General features: G+C 69.2%; 2 protein-coding genes. Both read right to left on the reverse strand.

Annotation, left to right across the window (positions count from 1 at the left end):
- Positions 1-2 precede the first annotated feature (2 nt).
- Positions 3-7,682 (reverse strand): non-ribosomal peptide synthetase, encoded by a 7,680-nt coding sequence (locus M2163_RS05440; RefSeq protein WP_280893264.1) that lies wholly within the window; start codon positions 7,680-7,682, stop codon positions 3-5.
- Entirely contained in the window at positions 7,604-18,562 is a 10,959-nt protein-coding gene (locus M2163_RS05445) for a non-ribosomal peptide synthetase (RefSeq protein ID WP_280893265.1), read from the reverse strand. Before M2163_RS05445 ends, M2163_RS05440 begins: the two co-directional genes overlap by 79 nt.
- Positions 18,563-18,607 lie beyond the last annotated feature (45 nt).

The raw sequence follows: 18,607 nt of genomic DNA on the forward strand, positions 1-18,607 counted from the left end.
TCTCACTCCTCGGTCATCTTGCGCAGTCGGGGCCGGGCCGAGGTCGCCAGGTCCGACCAGCGGGTGCTCAGCCCGGCGACGGTCGGGGATCCGAAGAACATCCGGACCGGTATGTCAACGCCCAGCTCGGCGCGGACTCGGCCGATCAGCCGGGTGGCCAGCAGCGAATGGCCGCCGAACGCGAAGAAGTCGTCGTCGATACTGATCCGGTCGAGCCCGAGGGCCTCCGCGAACAGGCGGCACAGGGCCTCTTCACGCGGTGTGCGCGGCGGACGTCCGGTCGAGGCACTGGCGTAGTCGGGCGCGGGGAGGGCACGCCGGTCCACCTTGCCGTTGGAGGTCAGGGGGATCTCGGCCAGGGCGACCACGGCCGAGGGCACCATGTACTCCGGAAGCCGTGCCGCGACGTGCTGCCGCAACTCGGAGAGCAGTGCCCCTGCCTCGTCCTCCTTGGCCGAATCCTCCGGACGTGTCACTACGTAGCCGACCAGTCGGCGATCTCCCGGTGAGTCCTCGCGGACCGTCACCACGGCCCCGACGACGTCCGGGTGGGAACGCAACGCCGCCTCGACCTCACCGAGTTCGATGCGGTAACCGCGGATCTTCACCTGGAAGTCGGCCCGGCCGAGGTAGTGCAGAGAGCCGTCGGGCAGCCATCGCACCAGGTCGCCGGTGCGGTACATCCGCTCGCCGGGGGTGAAGGGGTCGGCGACGAACCGGGCGGCCGTGAGTCCGGCGCGGTTCACGTACGCGCGGGCGAGGCCGCTGCCCGCGATGTACAGTTCGCCCACGACGCCGTGCGGAACCGGCTGCAGGTCCTCGTCGAGCACGTAGACCCGGGTGTTCGCGATCGGCCGGCCGATCGCTGGGGAGCCTGCGGCCGCCATGACGGGTGACGCAGTAGACCAGATCGTCGTTTCGGTGGGCCCGTACAGGTTCAGGACCCGATCCGCGTACTGTGGCAGGGTCTGGGCCAGGTCGGCGGGGAATGCCTCCCCGCCCACCAGCGCCGTGAGTCCGCGCAGCGCGTCCGGGACCTGGGAGACGAGCATGCGCCAGAGCGACGGCGTGCCCTGGATCACCGTGATCCGATGCCGCCGGATCAGAGCGGCCAGCGCCGTGGGCTGAGCGATGTCCTCCCTGTCCGCGAGGACCACCGCGCTGCCGGTCACGAGAGGAAGAAGCAGCTCCAGGGCTGCGATGTCGAAGGCAACGGTGGTGACCGCCAGCAGCCGGTCGCCCGGATGCAGCGGGACGTGTTCCCGCATGGCGGCGAGGAAGTTGTTAAGTGCGCCGTGGGAGACCCCGACACCCTTGGGGGTCCCGGTGGAACCTGAGGTGTAGAGGATGTACGCGAGTCCTGCCGCCGGGCAGCGACTGGCATCAGGTGCGGTGTCCGGGTACGTGCTGAAGTCCCCGGCCGCCGCTTCGCCGTCCAGCACCAGGACCGGTTCGCAGTCGCGGAACACCAACTCGATCCGCGTCTCGGGGTGGTCCGGGTCGACCGGGACGTAGGTGCCGCCGGCCTTGAGGACGGCCAGCATGGCGACGAGCAGGTCGGCTGACCGCGGCAGGGCCAGCGCCACCCGCCGCTCGGGCCCGACGCCCTGCTCGACAAGCCAGTGCGCAAGCCGGTTGGCCCGTGCATCGAGCTCCCGGTAGGTGAGTGTCGTGGCGCCGGCGATCACGGCGACCGCGTCCGGGCCCGCCTCGGCCTGCCTTTCGAACAGCTCCGTGACGTTCGCGTCCAGCACTGGCTGGGCCGTGGCGTTGTACTGGTGCAGCAACTCACGCTCGGCAGGGTCGAGCGTGAGTGCCGAAGCGATCGGTGTGCACGGGTCTGCAGCGAGCCGCGTCAGAACGTGGGCGAGCCGGTCGGCGATGTGGTGGACCCGCTCCCGGTCGAGGTGGTCGGGCTGGAACTGCAGGGCGACCCGGAGGTGAGGAGACGCGTCCGCGGCGAGAATCAGCGGGTAGTGCGTTCCGGTCCTGGGCCGGATGCCCGTGATGGTGATGCCAGCGGCCGTGTTCGCCTCGGCGAGTCCGGCTCGGTCGACGGGATAGGACTCAAACAGTACGAGGGTGTCGAACAAGGTGCCCAGGCCTGTCTGCTGCTGGATGTCGGGCAGCCCGCAGTAGTGGTGGTCCAGCAGCTCGACATGCTGCCGGTGCAGCTTGTCGAGCAGGTCGGCAAGCGTGTCGCGAGACGAGTAACGAGCCCGTATGGGCAGGGTGTTGACGAACAGGCCCACCATCGACTCAGCGTCGGTCACCGCGGCCGGTCGGCCAGAGACCGTGGCACCGAAGACGACGTCGCGTCGGCCGGTCAGCAGCCCGAGCACCGTCGCCCACGCGCCCTGGACCAGGGTGCTCATGGTGACACCCAGCTCGGCCGCCCGCCTGGTCAGGGCGGGGGCGACGTCGGGCGGCAGGTCCACCTCGATCTGGTCGAGGCCGCCTTCGGCGGCTGCGCCCTCTGCCTCGGGGACGAGGATTGTGGGCTCCTCCAACCCGTCGAGCGCGTGGGACCAGGCACGGAGCGAGGCTGCCTGGTCCTGACCCGACAGCCAGGTCACGAAGTCCTTGTAGCCGCGCGTCCGCGGCAGCGACGAGGCATCACCGCCGGATCCGTACAGCCGCAGCAGGTCCTTCATCAGAAGCGGCAGTGACCAGCCGTCGAACAGAGCATGGTGCGCGGTGAGGACGAGTTCGGCGTGGTGAGAACCCGTGCGGACGAGGGTCATTCGCAACAGCGGTGGTACGTCCGGGGCGAAGTGGGCGGCATGGTCCTCGGCGAGCAGCTGCTCGAACTCCTCCGCCGACTCCGGCATCCGGAGGTCGAGTTCACGCCAGGGCAGCGTCACCCGTTCCAGTACGACCTGGACCTGCTGTCCCGAGGAGTCGGTGAGGAATGCGGTACGGAGGCTCGTGTGCCGGTCCAGCAGGGCCTGACCTGCCGCCCGCATCCGTACCGGGTCCACGGCTCCTTCCAAATGGAGCACCAATTGAACGTGGTAGGCGTCGAAGGAGGCGCCGGCCAGCATGCTGTGGAGAAGCAGCCCGGACTGCATGGAGGTGGCCGGCCATACGTCGGCGAGACCGGGGTAGCGCTCCTCCCACCGCTCGATGTCGCGTTGGTCGACCTTGACCAGCGGCAGGTCTGAGGGGGTGAGTCCGCCCGCTCCGGGGGTCGTGACATGCCGAGCGAGCCCTTCCAGCGCGGCACGCCATGAGTCCGCCAGTTCGCGCACCTCCGACGCGGACAGGACACCCGTGGGGAAGCTGAGGACCGCGGACAACCGGGGCTCCTCCCCCGTCACGGCCACCGACACATCCAGGGCCGACATCACAGGAAGGTCGGCGTCCGGGGCGGGTGCGCCGAAATGGGTGTCGGCCGTCCAGCCACGGTCGCGGGCAGGCATGTCCGCCGCGGTGAGCTGTCCCAGGTAGTTGAAGGTGATCTGGCCCATCGGCAGACCAGCAAGCACCTCAGCCGTATCCGGATTCAAGAACCGCAACAACCCATACCCAAGCCCCTTGTCCGGCACCGCCGCCAACTGCTCCTTGACCGACTTCACCAACCCCCCGGCAGCCCCACCCCCGGCCACCACCTCACCCACATCGAACCCACCTACCTCCAACCGAACCGGGAACATACTCGTGAACCACCCCACCGACCGCGAAAGATCCGCACCCGGCACCACCTGTTCCTCCCGCCCATGCCCCTCCAACCGCAACACAACCGAACCGTCCCCACCTCCCCTCCAGCCCCGAACCGCCACCACCAACCCGGCCACCAACCCATCAGCCACCCCGCACCGATACGCACCCGGCAACCCACGCACCAACGCATCCGTCACACCAACCGAAAACTCCACCCGCACCGAATCCACCGTGGACATCACATCCACCACCGGATCGACCGCCCGCCGCCCCACCAACACATCCGGACCCGCCAACACCCCCCGCCACCACTCCAGCTCCCCCAACCGCTCGTCAGACAACGCCTCCTGAACCAACGCATGCGACCACCGACGCACCGACGTACCCCCCACCGGCAACACCGGCACACCACCACCCCGCACCACACCCCACGCCAACGCCAGATCCCCCAACAACACCCGCCACGACACCCCGTCCACCACCAAGTGATGCACCACCACCAACAGACAACCGGGGCCCGCCTGCGGTCGCAGCCAGACGAACTGCGCCATCACTCCCTCGGTGGGGGCGAGGCGAGCGGCTGCGGCGTCGAGTTCGGCCGCCACACGCCCCTCCCAGCCGTCGCTCCCGTCCCAGTCGACGACCCTTGTCCATGCCTGGGGGTCGACCGTCCCGGGGGCACCCACGACCATGCCCGGCGCGGGCCCGGTGGTGAGGACTGACCGCAGCGCGTCGTGTCGGTCGACCACGGCGGTCAGGACGGCGGCCAGTCCCTCCTCGGTGATCCCCTCCGGCAGATCCAGCACGGTTGACATGGCGTACCGCTCGTGGTGACCGCCGAGTTCGAGCAGGTAGCGGGCCATCGGCAGCAGCGGCATCCAGCCGACTGCTCCACCGGGCAGTTCGGCCAGTGTCGGGCGCTCGCTCTCCTCGCTCTGTGCCAGCGCCGCGCGGGCCAGCTCGGCGACGGTGCGGTGCTCGAACACCTGGCGCGGCGTGACGGAGACGCCCCTGGTCCTGGCCCGGGCGACGACCTGGATGGAGCGGATGCTGTCGCCGCCGATGGCGAAGAAGTCGTCGTCGACACCGACCCGGTCCAGCCCCAGGACCTCGGCGTACACGCCGGCCAGGACCTGCTCCGGCGCCAACGTGGGCGCCCGGTAGGTGACCGAGGCCCGTTCGGGCTCGGGCAGTGCCGCGCGGTCCAGCTTGCCGTTGGTGTTCAGGGGCAGCCGGTCGAGGAGAACGAAGGCGGTGGGCACCATGTAGTCGGGCAGCCTGGCCGAGAGGTAGCCGCGGAGTTCGGTGACCGACAGACCCATGGTGAGGTCGACGTCGTCCTCCAGGGCGCCGTGGCCGGTCGGGACGACGTAGCCGACCAGCCGCCTGCCGCCACGGGGCTCCTCGTGCACGCCCACCACGGCCTGCGCCACTCCCGGATGCCCGGTGAGGACCGCCTCGATCTCGGCTGGCTCGATACGGAAACCTCGCACCTTCACCTGCGTGTCAGCACGGCCCACCACTTCGGCATTGCCATCAGCAGTCAACCGTGCGAGATCGCCCGTGCGATACATTCGCGTACCGGGCGGACCGAACGGGTCCGGCACGAACCGCTCGGCCGTGAGGCCGGGGCGTCCCCGGTATCCACGGCCGACGATCCCACCGACGTAGAGTTCGCCCACCACGCCCGGCGGCACCGGTGTGAGGCCGGAGCCCAGCACGTACATCCGCATGTTGGTCAGAGGCGTGCCGACCGGCACGACGCCCGAGGCGCGCGTCTCGTCGTCCTCAGTGGCCACGTAAGCACTCGCGTAGAATGACTCGCTCTGGCCGTATGCGTTGATCAGCCGCGTACCAGGCAGCGCGGCCCGGATCCGCCGGACCAGCCCGGACGGGAGGGCCTCGCCCGCGAGTACCACCGCGTCGGCTTCGATGCCATCGACGATGTCGTCGACGAGGCTGGCCAGCACCGAGGGCACAGCGCTCAGCACGCCGCCGTGCCAGCCGTCGCGCTCGCCGAGCGCCAGCGCGTCCCGCACCAGCTCGACGGTGCCACCAACGCAGAGGGTGGTGAGCAGTTCGAACAGGGACACGTCGAAGTTGATCGAGGTGCCGGCGAGCATCCGGGTCCGGTGCGTCACACCCACTGTCCGGACGAGCGCGAGCACGCCGTTGACGAGCGCCTCGTGGGTGATGCCGACTCCCTTGGGCAGGCCAGTCGTTCCCGAGGTGTACATGAGGTACGCGAGGTTGTCCGCTCGCGTCCCTACCGGGCTCCGGTACGGTGCCTCACCCGCCTCGTCGAGCCGCAGTGTCGGGAAACCGTCGAGCGGCAGTGTGGACTCGGCCGTGGCGTCGGTGAGCACCAGGTGCGGTTTGGCGTCGTGCAGGACGTGGCCCAGCCGTCGGCTGGGGTGGGCGGGGTCCACCGGAACATAGGCTCCGCCCGCCATGAGAACGGCCAGGACCGCCACGACCAGGTCCGGTGTCCTGGGCAGAGCGATGGCCACCAGGGTCTCCGGGCCCACTCCGCTTCGGGTCAGGGCTCCGGCCAGCCCCACAGCGCGGGTCCGCAGCTGCTGGTAGGTCAGCTCCGTGTCCCCGCACACCACCGCGGTGGTGGTGGGCGTCGCGGCGGCCTGCTGCTCGAACAGATCGGTGACCGTCGCCTCCGGCAGTGGCGCCGAGGTGTCGTTCACCGTACGCAGAAGCCGGTCCCGCTCGGAGTCGTGGAGTACGTCCACGGTGGCGATCCGCGTCTCCGGATCGGCCGTGATCTGGCGCAGCACGAGGAGGAAGCGCTCGCCGAACCGCTCGACGCTCTCCCGGTCGTTGAGGTCGGTGGCGTACTCGATGGCACCGGAGGCGCCGCCGTCCGTGTCCGGAGCGAGGTTGACCAGGAGGTCAAACTTGGCGGTGAGGGGTGGGATCTGTTCGGTGGTCATGTGCAGGCCGGGCAGGTCGAGTTCCACGGGGGCTGTGTTCTGCCAGGCGAACATGATCTGGAACAGCGGATGGTATGCGGTGGAACGGTCGGGGTTGAGGAGTTCCACCAGTCGCTCGAACGGCGCGTCTTGGTTGTCGTACGCCGCCAGCGCCTTGCCGCGCACTTGCTGCAGCAGCCCGCTGAACGCAGGATTGCCGGACAGTCCGACCCGGAGCACCCAGGTGTTGACGAAGAAGCCGACGAGGTCCGCCGCCACCTCGTCGGTACGACCCGCGATCGGTGAGCCGATGGTGATGTCCTCTCCCGCGCCGAGCTGGTGCAGCAGCACCGCGAGCGCGGTCTGGAGCACCATCGCCGCGGTCGCTCCGTTTGACAGGGCCAGTGCGTCGACGGCCGACATCAGCTCGGGGTCGATCGAGAAGTCGACCCGGTCGCCCCGATGACTAGCCACCGGGGGCCTGGGCCGGTCGGTCGGCAGGTGGATCGGCACCGGGACATCGGCCAGTTCGGTACGCCAGTATCCGGTCTGTTCGGCCAGCAGACCCTCCGGGTCGTCCTCGTCGCCGAGCAGACGGGTGTGCCACAGCGTGTAGTCGGCGTACTGCACTGGCAGCTGGGGCCACTGCGGTGCCCGGCCCCCACTCCGCGCCGCGTAGGCGGTGGAGAGGTCCCGGGTCAGTGGTGCCGCGGAAGCCCCGTCGGCGGCGATGTGGTGGAGCACCAGCACGAGAACGTGCTCGTCGGGCGCGAGGCGCAACAGCCGTACGCGGATCGGCAGTTCGGTGTAGAGGTCGAACTCGTGGGCGGCGAGCTCGGCGATGAGAGGGGGCACGGCGTCCGCGGTCACGGTCAGGACCGGGATGTCTGGCATGACTTGCTCGGCGGGGAGCACGTTCTGGTACGCGGTTCCGGTGTCGTCCTCGGTGATGAGGGTGCGCAGACTCTCGTGCCGCATGATGACGTCCACGACCGCGGAGCCGAGCGCGGACACGTTCAGGGCGCCGTGCAACCTGACCGCCAGGGGTAGGTTGTAGGTGGCGGAGGGCCCTTCGAAGCGGTCGATGAACCACATGCGGCGCTGCGCGCGTACGACAACGGGATGCGCTCGGGTCGCGTCGCGCGGGTCAGCGGGGGCCGCACCCGCGTGTCGTCCCGTAGGCGGGCCGCCAGCCGGGCGACCGTCGGCGCCTCCAGCACGGCGCGGATGGGGACCTCCACGCCCAGTTCGGCACGGATACGGCCGACCAGCCGGGTGGCCGACAGGGAGTGTCCTCCCGATGCGAAGAAGTCGTCGTCCACGCCGACCCGGGGAAGCTCCAGCACCTCGGCGAAGAGGCCTGCCAGCACGTCCTCACCTCGGGTGCGCGGAGCCCGGTACGTGGTGGTGGTGACTTCCGGCTCGGGGAGCGCTCGTCGATCCAGCTTTCCGCTCGGGGTCAAGGGGAAGCGGTCCACGAGCACCACGGCGGAGGGCACCATGTAGGAGGGCAGGCGGGTCTCGGCGAACGCCCGTATGTCCTGAGAGGACGTCTCACCGCTGGGAATCACGTAGGCCACCACGCGGTACCCAGCCCCGCCGCCGATGGCGATGACCACGACCTGGCCGACGGCCGGGTGCTCGGCCAGGGCCGCCTCCACCTCGGCCGGCTCCATGCGGAAGCCGCGCACCTTCACCTGCGCGTCGACACGTCCGGCGTACTCCAGTTGCCCGTCCGCGTTGTGCCGGCCCAGGTCGCCCGTGCGGTACATGCGGGATCCCGGCGGGCCGAACGGGTCCGGTACGAACCGCTCCGCGGTCAGGTCCGGCCGACCGGCATATCCCCGGCCCATGCACGCGCCCGCGACGTACAGTTCGCCGCGCACGCCCCGTGGCACAGGAGCGAGTCCCGGCCCGAGGACGTACACCCGTACATTGCCGAGGGGCACCCCGATCGGCACACCGGACTCGGCGGGGAGGTCGCGGCTGTCCGGCACGGTGAACGTGGTGGCGTAGAACGTCTCGCTCTGTCCGTAGGCGTTGACGACGTGGGCGCCGGGCAGCACGTCCCGGGCCCTATCGGCGAGCCCGACGGAGAGGCCCTCGCCCGCGAACACGACCGCGTCTGCAGTGACGCGGCCCTCCAGGCGTTCAGCCAGCTCTGCGAACGCGGACGGCACCGTGCTGAGCACACTGCCGTCCCAGCGCTCCCGCTCGCCCAGCACCAGCACGTCGCGGACCACCTCCACGGTGCCGCCCGTGCTCAGGGTGGTGAACATCTCGAACACTGACACGTCGAAGGAGATCGACGTGCCGGCCAGCGTGCGGCCGCCCGGCGCTGTGCCCACGCTGTCGACCAAGCCGGCCACGCCGTTGACGACATTGCCGTGGGTGATCACCACGCCCTTCGGAGTGCCGCTCGACCCCGACGTGTACATCAGGTAGGCCGCGTTGTCCGGTCGTGTGCGGCGCCCGGGATTGCTGTCCACCGACTCGGGGAGCGTTTCGACCAGGAGCCTCGGGATCTCCGGGCACGGCAGGGTCTCCGAGGCCGTCCCGTCCGTGAGGATCAGCAACGGTCGGGCGTCGGACAGGATGTGGTCGAGCCGGGCCCGGGGGAATTCAGGGTCGAGCGGGAGATAGGCCGCGCCGGACTTCAACACTCCGAGGATCACCACGACCAGCTCTGCCGATCGCGGGAGTGCCACCGCGACCACGGACTCGGGGCCGGCACCGCGGTCGATCAGGGCATGGGCCAGCTTGTTCGCCCTGGTTTCGAGTTCCTGGTAGGTCAGGGAATTTCGCTCGTCGGTGACCGCGGTCGCCTCGGGCGTTAGACGGGCCTGACGTGCCGCCAGGTCGGGCACGGTCAGCTCGGGCAACGGCACGGACGTGTCGTTGAACGCGCGCACCAGAACGTCGCGCTCCCCTGGCAGCAAAAGGTCCAGGTCTGCCAACCGGGTGCCGGGCTCGGCGGTGAGCCTGCGAAGCACATGCGCAAACCGCGCGGCGAGATCCTCCACCGCATCCTGGCTGATCAGGTTCTGCTGGTACTGGAAATGCAGGCGCAGGTACGGGTCGGCCGCAGCGATCACCGTGAGCGGGTAGTGGGTGACGGTGAACGGGCGGATACCGGTGACCCGGACCCCCGCAGCCATGTGGGCGTCGTTGATCCCCGCCCGGTCGACGGGGTAGGACTCATAGGCGACCAGGGTGTCGAACAGGACGTCCAGCCCGGCCAGCCGGTGCAGATCGGTGAGCCCGTGATGGTGGTGTTCGAGCAGTACGGTCTGCTGTTGCTGCAGGCCGGTCACCAGGTCGGCGACGGTGTCCGAAGGAGTGAACCGTACCCGGGTGGGCACGGTGTTGACGAAGAGCCCGACCATGGTGTCGGATCCGGGAACCTCGGGAGGCCGGCCCGACACGGTGGTGCCGAACACGACGTCCTGGCGCCCCGTGAGCTGGGCGAGCAGCAGCCCCCATGCCCCCTGGAGCAGGGTGTTGACCGTGACGCCGAGTTCGGCGGCACGCCGTGACGCCACGATCGCGTCCTCGACGGACAGTGGCACGTCGTGCCGCCCGATCCGTCCGTCCGGGCCGGGGGTGGTCGCCGGAGCCGTCAGCGCGGGGGCGAGCAGGCAGGGCTCCTCGATACCGTCGAGTGCGTGGCCCCACGCCCGAGTCGAAGCCTCCTGGTCCCTCCCGGACAGCCATGCGAGGAACTGCCGGAAGTCACGCGGCCTGGGCAGCACGGCCGGGTCACCCGATGTGGCGTAGAGGCGTATCAGCTCGGTCATCAGTACCGGCAGCGACCAGCCGTCGAACAGGAGATGGTGCGAGGTGAAGACGAGTTCGGCACGGTCAGGGCCCGTACGGATCAGGGTCAGCCGCAGCAGGGGCGGGGTGTCCAGGGCGAAGTGATGGTCCAGGTCCTCGGTGAGGAACCGGTCGAGTGCCAGGGAGATCTCGTCGTCGTGCAGGCTGCTCAGGTCGATCTCCTGCCAGGGCAGCACGACTCCGTCGACGACGAGTTGCACCGGTTCGCCGTCGTCCGCGGTAAGGAATGCGGTACGGAGGCTCGTGTGTCGGTCCAGTAGTGCCTGACCGGCCGCGCGCATGCGGTCTGCTTCGACGTTCCCACCGAGGTGGAGGACCAACTGGACCTGGTAGGCGTCGAACGAGGATCCGGCGAGCGCGGCGTGGTACAGCAACCCTGACTGGAGCGGGGTCAGTGGCCATACGTCGGCGAGACCGGGGTAGCGCTCCTCCCACCGCTCGATGTCGCGTTGGTCGACCTTGACCAGCGGCAGGTCTGAGGGGGTGAGTCCGCCCGCTCCGGGGGTCGTGACATGCCGAGCGAGCCCTTCCAGCGCGGCACGCCATGAGTCCGCCAGTTCGCGCACCTCCGACGCGGACAGGACACCCGTGGGGAAGCTGAGGACCGCGGACAACCGGGGCTCCTCCCCCGTCACGGCCACCGACACATCCAGGGCCGACATCACAGGAAGGTTCGGGGCAGGCCACGCTTGTAGCCCGCCCCCCTCGGGAGCCGGGGCCCACGCGCCGTCACTCGTGTCGGAGCCGGCCTCGGACACGAGGTCGCCCAGGTAGTTGAAGGTGATCTGGCCCATCGGCAGACCAGCAAGCACCTCAGCCGTATCCGGATTCAAGAACCGCAACAACCCATACCCAAGCCCCTTGTCCGGCACCGCCGCCAACTGCTCCTTGACCGACTTCACCAACCCCCCGGCAGCCCCACCCCCGGCCACCACCTCACCCACATCGAACCCACCTACCTCCAACCGAACCGGGAACATACTCGTGAACCACCCCACCGACCGCGAAAGATCCGCACCCGGCACCACCTGTTCCTCCCGCCCATGCCCCTCCAACCGCAACACAACCGAACCGTCCCCACCTCCCCTCCAGCCCCGAACCGCCACCACCAACCCGGCCACCAACCCATCAGCCACCCCGCACCGATACGCACCCGGCAACCCACGCACCAACGCATCCGTCACACCAACCGAAAACTCCACCCGCACCGAATCCACCGTGGACATCACATCCACCACCGGATCGACCGCCCGCCGCCCCACCAACACATCCGGACCCGCCAACACCCCCCGCCACCACTCCAGCTCCCCCAACCGCTCGTCAGACAACGCCTCCTGAACCAACGCATGCGACCACCGACGCACCGACGTACCCCCCACCGGCAACACCGGCACACCACCACCCCGCACCACACCCCACGCCAACGCCAGATCCCCCAACAACACCCGCCACGACACCCCGTCCACCACCAAGTGATGCACCACCACCAACAGACAACCGGGGGCGGGGAACCACAGCATCCGAACCATCACGCCCGAGACGGGGTCCAGTTCGGCAGCAAGGGAGCGGGCTTCCTCGTCCAGCAGACGGGTCCATGCGGTTCCAGAGGGCATGCCGGCCCAGTCGGAGCGCCGGAGGATGTCGGTGACATCGGTGGGCAAACCGGTCACCAAACCGGCGTCGGGCCCCGGGATGAGGCGGGATCTCAGCACGGAGTGGTGGTCCAGTACGGCGGAGACGGTCGCGGTCAGCCTGGCCTCGTCCACATCGTGCGGCAGTGTCAGCAGCATGCTCTGCGCGAACGCCGAGGAGTCGCCGCCTAGCCCGAGGACGTACCGTGCGATCGGCGGGAGCGGCATCCATCCGGTGTCGCCGCCGGGAAGCTCGGCCAGGACCGGCCCCTGGTCCTCGGTGGCCGCGGCCTCGGCGAGACGGCCGACCGTCCGGCATTCGAAGACCTGCCGTGCGTCGACCCTGATCCCGGCCGCGCGTGCCTGGACCGTGACCTGGATGGAGCGGATGCTGTCGCCGCCGAGGGCGAAGAAGTCGTCGTCGACACCGACCCGGTCCAGCCCCAGGACCTCGGAGTAGATGGCGGCCAGGATCTCCTCGACCGCCGAAGCGGGTGCCCGATAGGTGCGCGAAGAGGTACCCGGAACGGGCAGGGCGGCGACGTCCACCTCACCGGACGCGGTCACCGGCAACCGATCCAGCACGACGATCGTCGAGGGCATCATGGGCTCCGGGAGCCGGCGGGCCACGAACGACCGCAGATCCGCCACCGAGATGCCAGCGGTCAGGTCGATGTCCGGCTCACCGGCCGCCGCGATATCCGCGACCACGTATCCCACCAGTCGCCAGTCGCCGGGCTGGTCCTCCCGAACGCGTACAACGGCTTCGGTGACGCCGGGGTAGGCGAGCAGCGCGGCCTCCACCTCAGCCGGCTCGACCCACATGCCGTCCACACGGACCCGCCTGCCGGTCCTGCCGACGAACTCCAGAGTCCCGGCCGCGTTCCGTCGTGCCAGGTCACCGGTGCGGTACATCCGCGTCCCGGGTGGACCGAACGGGTCCGGCACGAATCGCTCGGCGGTCAGGCCGGAGGTGCCCTGGTACCCGCGTGCGAGACAGGCACCGGCGACGTACACCTCGCCCACGGAGCCCGGGGGCAGCGGGGCGAGACCCGGTCCGAGGACGTGCACCCGGGCCGCACCGGTCGAGGCGCCGTCGGCCGTGGTGCGTACGATCGCCGCCTCGTAGCCGTAAAGGCTGGCCAGGGTGGTGCCGGGCAGCTGGGCGGTCCACTCGGTGAGCCTCTCCGGTTCCGGCCGTTCACCGGCCAGGAACACGGTGCGCGGCCTGGATGTGCCGAGCCCGCCGAGGCGCTGCGCGGCGTGCACCAGCTCGTCGAAGAACGGCGGTTCGGCGGTGAGCACTGTCACGGCCTCGCTCGCAATGAGTTTCCCCAGGGCTTCAGGGGAGCGTGACACCGTGTCAGGGACCGCCACCGCGCGGGCCCCGTGCACGAGGGCGCCGAACACCTCCCACACTCCGGTGTCGGACGCGGGCTCGTGGCACCATGCCCACACGTCGTCCCGGTCGGGCCGGGTGTCCCCGCTCCGGGCCGTGAACGACGACAGCAGCGTCCGATGGGTCAGGCCGACCCCGCGCGGGTGTCCGTCCGGGCCGGACACGTACAGCAGGAAGGCCAGTCCGTCGGGCAGCGCGCGGTCCGGGACAGGGGCCCCTGCCTGCCCGTCGACGGCTGACGGGATGAGGAGCCGCGGAACATCGGTGTCGGGCAGCGCTTGTGCGCTCGGCTCATCGGTGAGCACCAGGCGGGGCGCCGCGTCGGACAGTATGTGCCCCATGCGGTCGGCGGGCTGGGCGAGGTCGACCTGCAGGCAGGTGCCGGCGGCCTTGAGCACCGCCAGTGTGGCCACGGCCCACTGCGGCGAACGCGGCACAGCGATCGCCACGACCGTCTCCGGGCCCACGCCCCTGTCGACGAGATCGCGAGCCAGCCGGTCGGCGCGGGCATTCAGCTCACGGTAGGAGAGCTCCATCTGGCCCTGGACCACAGCCACGGCTTCGGGGGTAGCGGTGGCCCAGCGGAGGATTTCTCCGCTGATCGTGCCGTTCGGCACTGGTACGTCGACGGCCGCGTGGCCGGCACGTTCGGCGGATGTGCGGACCTCGACAGCACCCACCGGCCGCGCTGGGTCGGTGACGACCTGCCGCAGCACTCGGACGTAGCGTTCCGCGATAGCCTTGGCGCTCTCTCGCTCGAACAGGTCATCGGCATACTCGATCCCGCCGCGCAGTCCCCGCCCCTCGGGGTCCGGGCTCAGGTGGAACAGCAGATCGAACTTGGCGGTTCCGGTGGACGCGAAGGTCCATCGCGCGGGCACCCCGTCTAAGTCGAAGCCGGGCAGCACGTCCTGCCAGGCGAACATCACCTGGAACAAGGGGTGGTGGCTCAACGAGCGCTCGGGGTTGAGTACTTCGACGAGACGGTCGAACGGCGCCTCCTGGTTGTCGTAGGCGGCCAGGGCCTTCGCACCGACCTGCTCCAGGACACTCTCGAACGGCTGGTGTCCGGACAGCCTCACGCGCAACACCCAGGTGTTCACGAAGAAACCGACCAGGTCCGCCAGTGCCTCGTCGGTGCGTCCCGCAATGGGCGAACCAATGGCGAGGTCGTCTCCACAGCCCATCTGGTAGAGAAGTACGGCGACCGCGGCCTGGTGGACGATTGACGGGGTGACGCCGTGAGCATGGGCCATCTCCGCCACCCGGGCGTGGAGTTCGGGCTCTACGGCGAAGCCGACGAAGCCGCCTCGGTGGCTGGCCACCGCTGGGCGCGGGCGGTCCGTCGGCAGCCGTATCGGCTGGGGCACTCCCGCGAGCTCGGTCCGCCAGTACTCCAGCTGGCGGTTCAGCACTCCATCTCCGTCAGGTCCGTGGGAGAGTAGTTGCTGTTGCCACAGTGTGTAGTCGGCGTACTGAACCGGTAGGTCCGCCCAGTCGGGGGCATGGCCGTGCAACCGGGCCCGGTACGCCTCGGCCAGGTCCCGGCCCAAAGGCAGTATGGATTCGCCGTCGCCCGCGATGTGGTGCAGGACCAGGACCAGGACGTGCTCCTCGGCGGAGAGGCGCAGGAGGTCGGCGCGTACCGGCAGATCACGGGTGAGATCGAACAGTCGCGAGGCCGAGTGGTGTACCGCGGCCTCGAGCTCGTCCTCCCTCACGGGCACCACGGGTATGTCGATCAGCGTCTCCGCCGTGGGAAGGACACGCTGGTAGGGAACTCCGAGGTCGTCTTCGGCGATGAGCGTCCGCAGCGACTCGTGGCGTGCCATGACGTCACGGAGAGCGGCGGAGAGCGCGACCTCGTCCAGCGGGCCGGCCAGCCGGAACACTGCGGGAATGTTGTAAACCGCCGAAGGCTCTTCGAACCGGTGCAGGAACCACAGCCTCTGCTGGGCGTAGGAAAGGGGCACGCGTGCCGGGCGGGCCGTCGCTCGAAGTTGCGGTCGCGCGGGACCTTCGGTCTCCAACCATCCGGCAATGTCGGCGACGGTGGGGCTGGAGAACACCACCCCGATGGAGATCTCGGCCCCCAGTTCGGCCCGGATGCGATTGACGAGCCGGGTGACGAGCAGGGAATGCCCGCCGAGCAGGAAGAAGTTGTCGTCGATGCCGACCTCGTGCACGCCGGTCAGCTCAGAGAACAGGCGCACCAGGGTTGCCTCCCGCGGCGTGCGCGGCGCCCGGTACGGCTTGTGGGCGAGGTCCGGGGGAGGCAGGGCGGCCCGGTCCAGTTTTCCGTTGGTGGTCACCGGCAGCCGGTCCAGTACGACGAAGACCGCGGGGATCATGAACTCCGGCAGCCGGTCCGCGAGGAACGTCCGCAGGTCGTCGGAGGTCAGCGATTCTGCCCCGTCCGCGTAGGCCACCAGTTGCTTGCCGCCGCCGACTCCCGGATTCTCACGGGCGACGACCACGGCGTGAGAAACGCCGGGATGGTTCAGAAGAGTTCCGGCGATCTCACCCGGCTCGATCCGGAAGCCACGGATCTTGACCTGGTCATCGGTTCGGCTGACGAAGACCAGCTCGGTGTCCTCCGTCCAGATGACAACATCCCCGGTCCGGTACATCCGCTCGCCGGCCTGCCCGTACGGGCAGGCCACGAAGCGTTCCGCGGTGAGCGCGCCCCGGCCGAGGTAGCCGCGTGCGAGGCCTGAGCCCGCCAGGTACAGCTCGCCCGAACTCCCCGGAGGGACCGGTCGCAGCGCCTCATCGAGCACGTAGACGCGCATGTTGTCCATGGGCCGGCCGATCGGTATGTCGTGCCCCGTCTCCTCGCCCGTCCCGACGGGATGGCAGGTCGCGTAGACCGTCGTCTCGGTCGGCCCGTAGACATGGACGAACGTGGTCGCCGGGCAGGCACGCACGGCGGTCCGGACTGCCGTCGGGTTGACCCGCTCACCGCCCGTCCACACCTGCGTCAGTCCGGTGAAGCACCGTGGATCCTGCTCGGCCAGGAGGTTGAAGAGAGCAGTCGTCACGAAGAGGGCTGACAGTCCTTCACCACTGACGAGGTCGGCGAGTGCCGCTCCGTCAAGGTCTCCGCTCGGAGCCACGACGACACGGCCACCATGAACTAGCGGAACCCAGATCTCGTATGTCGACGCGTCGAAAACGTGGGGTGAGCGGAGCAGTACCCGCTCGTGACCGGACTGCCACCGCTCGTCCAGCACAAGATCGACGATGTTGCGGTGCGTAACTGCTATCCCCTTCGGCACACCCGTCGAGCCGGACGTATACATGACGTAGGCCAGCCGGTCCCCCTGCACGTCGCCGGAGACACCACGATCCGGCAGGGATCGCATTCGGTCCAACAGCATCGATGGGCAGGTTTCGGAGCCCACTACATCGGCGTGCTCGCTGGACGTGAGCGCCAGTACGGGGCGTGCCTCCCGGAGGATGCTCTCCACCCGGCTGGCCGGGTAGCCAGGGTCGATCGGCAGGTAGGCGCCGCCAGCCTTGAGCACAGCGAGCAGCGCCACGACCAGCTCTGACGACCTGGGCATGACGACCGCCACGAGCGATTCCCCACCGACGCCGCGGCGTTGCAGTTCGGCGCCGAGGCGGTCGGCGCGGGCCTCCAGTTCGCGGTAGGTCAGCGACGTCCCGCCGTCGACGATGGCGATCGCGTCGGGAGTGGCGAGGACCTGACGGTGCACCAGGTTTGGGAGGGAGGAAGGAGAGGTCGGTCGGTGAGTGTCGTTGACCTCGGCCGTCTGGAGGTCGCGGTGCTCGGGGCGTATCACGTCGAACTGCCCAATGGGCAGGTCGGGGCGGGCGACAACGGCTCTGATGAAGTCGACCAATTCCTCGACCAGTAGTCGCAGTTCGGCCGCACTGTACTGCGATCCGGGTGCGTCCATACGGATGTTCAGGGCCCCGTCCTGATGCCCGTCCTGGTATGTCGAGATGGTGAGCTCCTCGACGGTGCCCCACGGACCACTGTTGAGGTGCGCCCGGCTGCCGGCGAAGTCGAGCGCCGAGATGTACGGGATCACGTTGACAAGCACGCCGAACGGACTTCGCACGCCCCCGACAGCACCGACGGAGCGCTGGATGTCGGAGCGATGGTGCAGTGCGTGGGCGAACACGATGCGGCGCTCCGCCGTAATGTCCGCGACGATCTCGGCGAAGGTCGAGGACACGGGAACCCTGCCCCGCATGGGCACCATGTTCACCGTCAGGCCGGGAACGCGCTGCACGGCCTCGTCCCGATTCTTGGTACTGAGCGAGAGCAGCAGTTCAGGCAGGCCACATCGTCGTCCGAGGTAGGCGGTCACGGCAGCGGCAAGCAACGCCGGCATTCGCACGCCCAGGCTGGCCGCCGTCTCCTCCCACCGCGACACCTCGTTCGCGGGGACCGAGACCACGCGGCTGACCACGCCGATCGCGTCGGTCAGCTCGACCCAGCGGTCGGCTGGCTCGTTCCGCTCGTCGAGACCGGGTCCCAGCAGTCGCGTCATGCCGGTCCCGGGGGCGGGCAGGCGAGCCGGCGGAGTGTCCCCGGCCAGGTAGTCCTTCCAGAAGCGTGCGTCCTCGCGGTACTTGGCCGAGTTCTGGTAGCGCAGATCCGCATCCACGATCGTCTCGGCGCCGTTGAACCGTGGCTCGGGTACGGGTCGGCCGCCCACCAGGGCTGTGTAGATTTCCGCCGTTCGGGTGGACAGCAAAGTGACTACGCCGAACCCGTCGGTCGCCACGTGGTGGAACACCTGGAAAAGGAGATGACGCGTCGGGGAAAGGCGGACGATGCCGACCCGGTAGAGAAGATCGTGTTCGAGGTCGAAGGGCTTGGCGATCACGTCGGCAAGCAGGGAGCGCGCGGCCGTCTCCGGATCGGGTTCGGCGCCGACATCGAACGAGAACAGAGACAACCGATCGGGCGATCCGATCACCTGCCGGAGACCATCCTCATGCTCCACGAAATTGATGAGGGTGGCGTCGGCCTCTCGGAACACCTGTCGGATCGCTATGCAGAGAATCTCCACATTGATGTCACCGACAATTTCCCAGATCATCGCCGCATTGTTGGAGAACTGGGGCGCCATTTTCTGGTTGATCCAAAGTCCCTGTTGCGCCGACGACACACCAAA

Source organism: Streptomyces sp. SAI-135, from assembly GCF_029893805.1.
Classification (GTDB): Bacteria; Actinomycetota; Actinomycetes; order Streptomycetales; family Streptomycetaceae; genus Streptomyces.

Coding starts and splice junctions, on each gene's coding strand:
- M2163_RS05445 (WP_280893265.1), bottom strand. CDS start 18,562: ATGGCGCCCCAGTTCTCCAACAATGCGGCGATGATCTGGGAAATTGTC.
- M2163_RS05440 (WP_280893264.1), bottom strand. CDS start 7,682: ATGTGGTTCATCGACCGCTTCGAAGGGCCCTCCGCCACCTACAACCTA.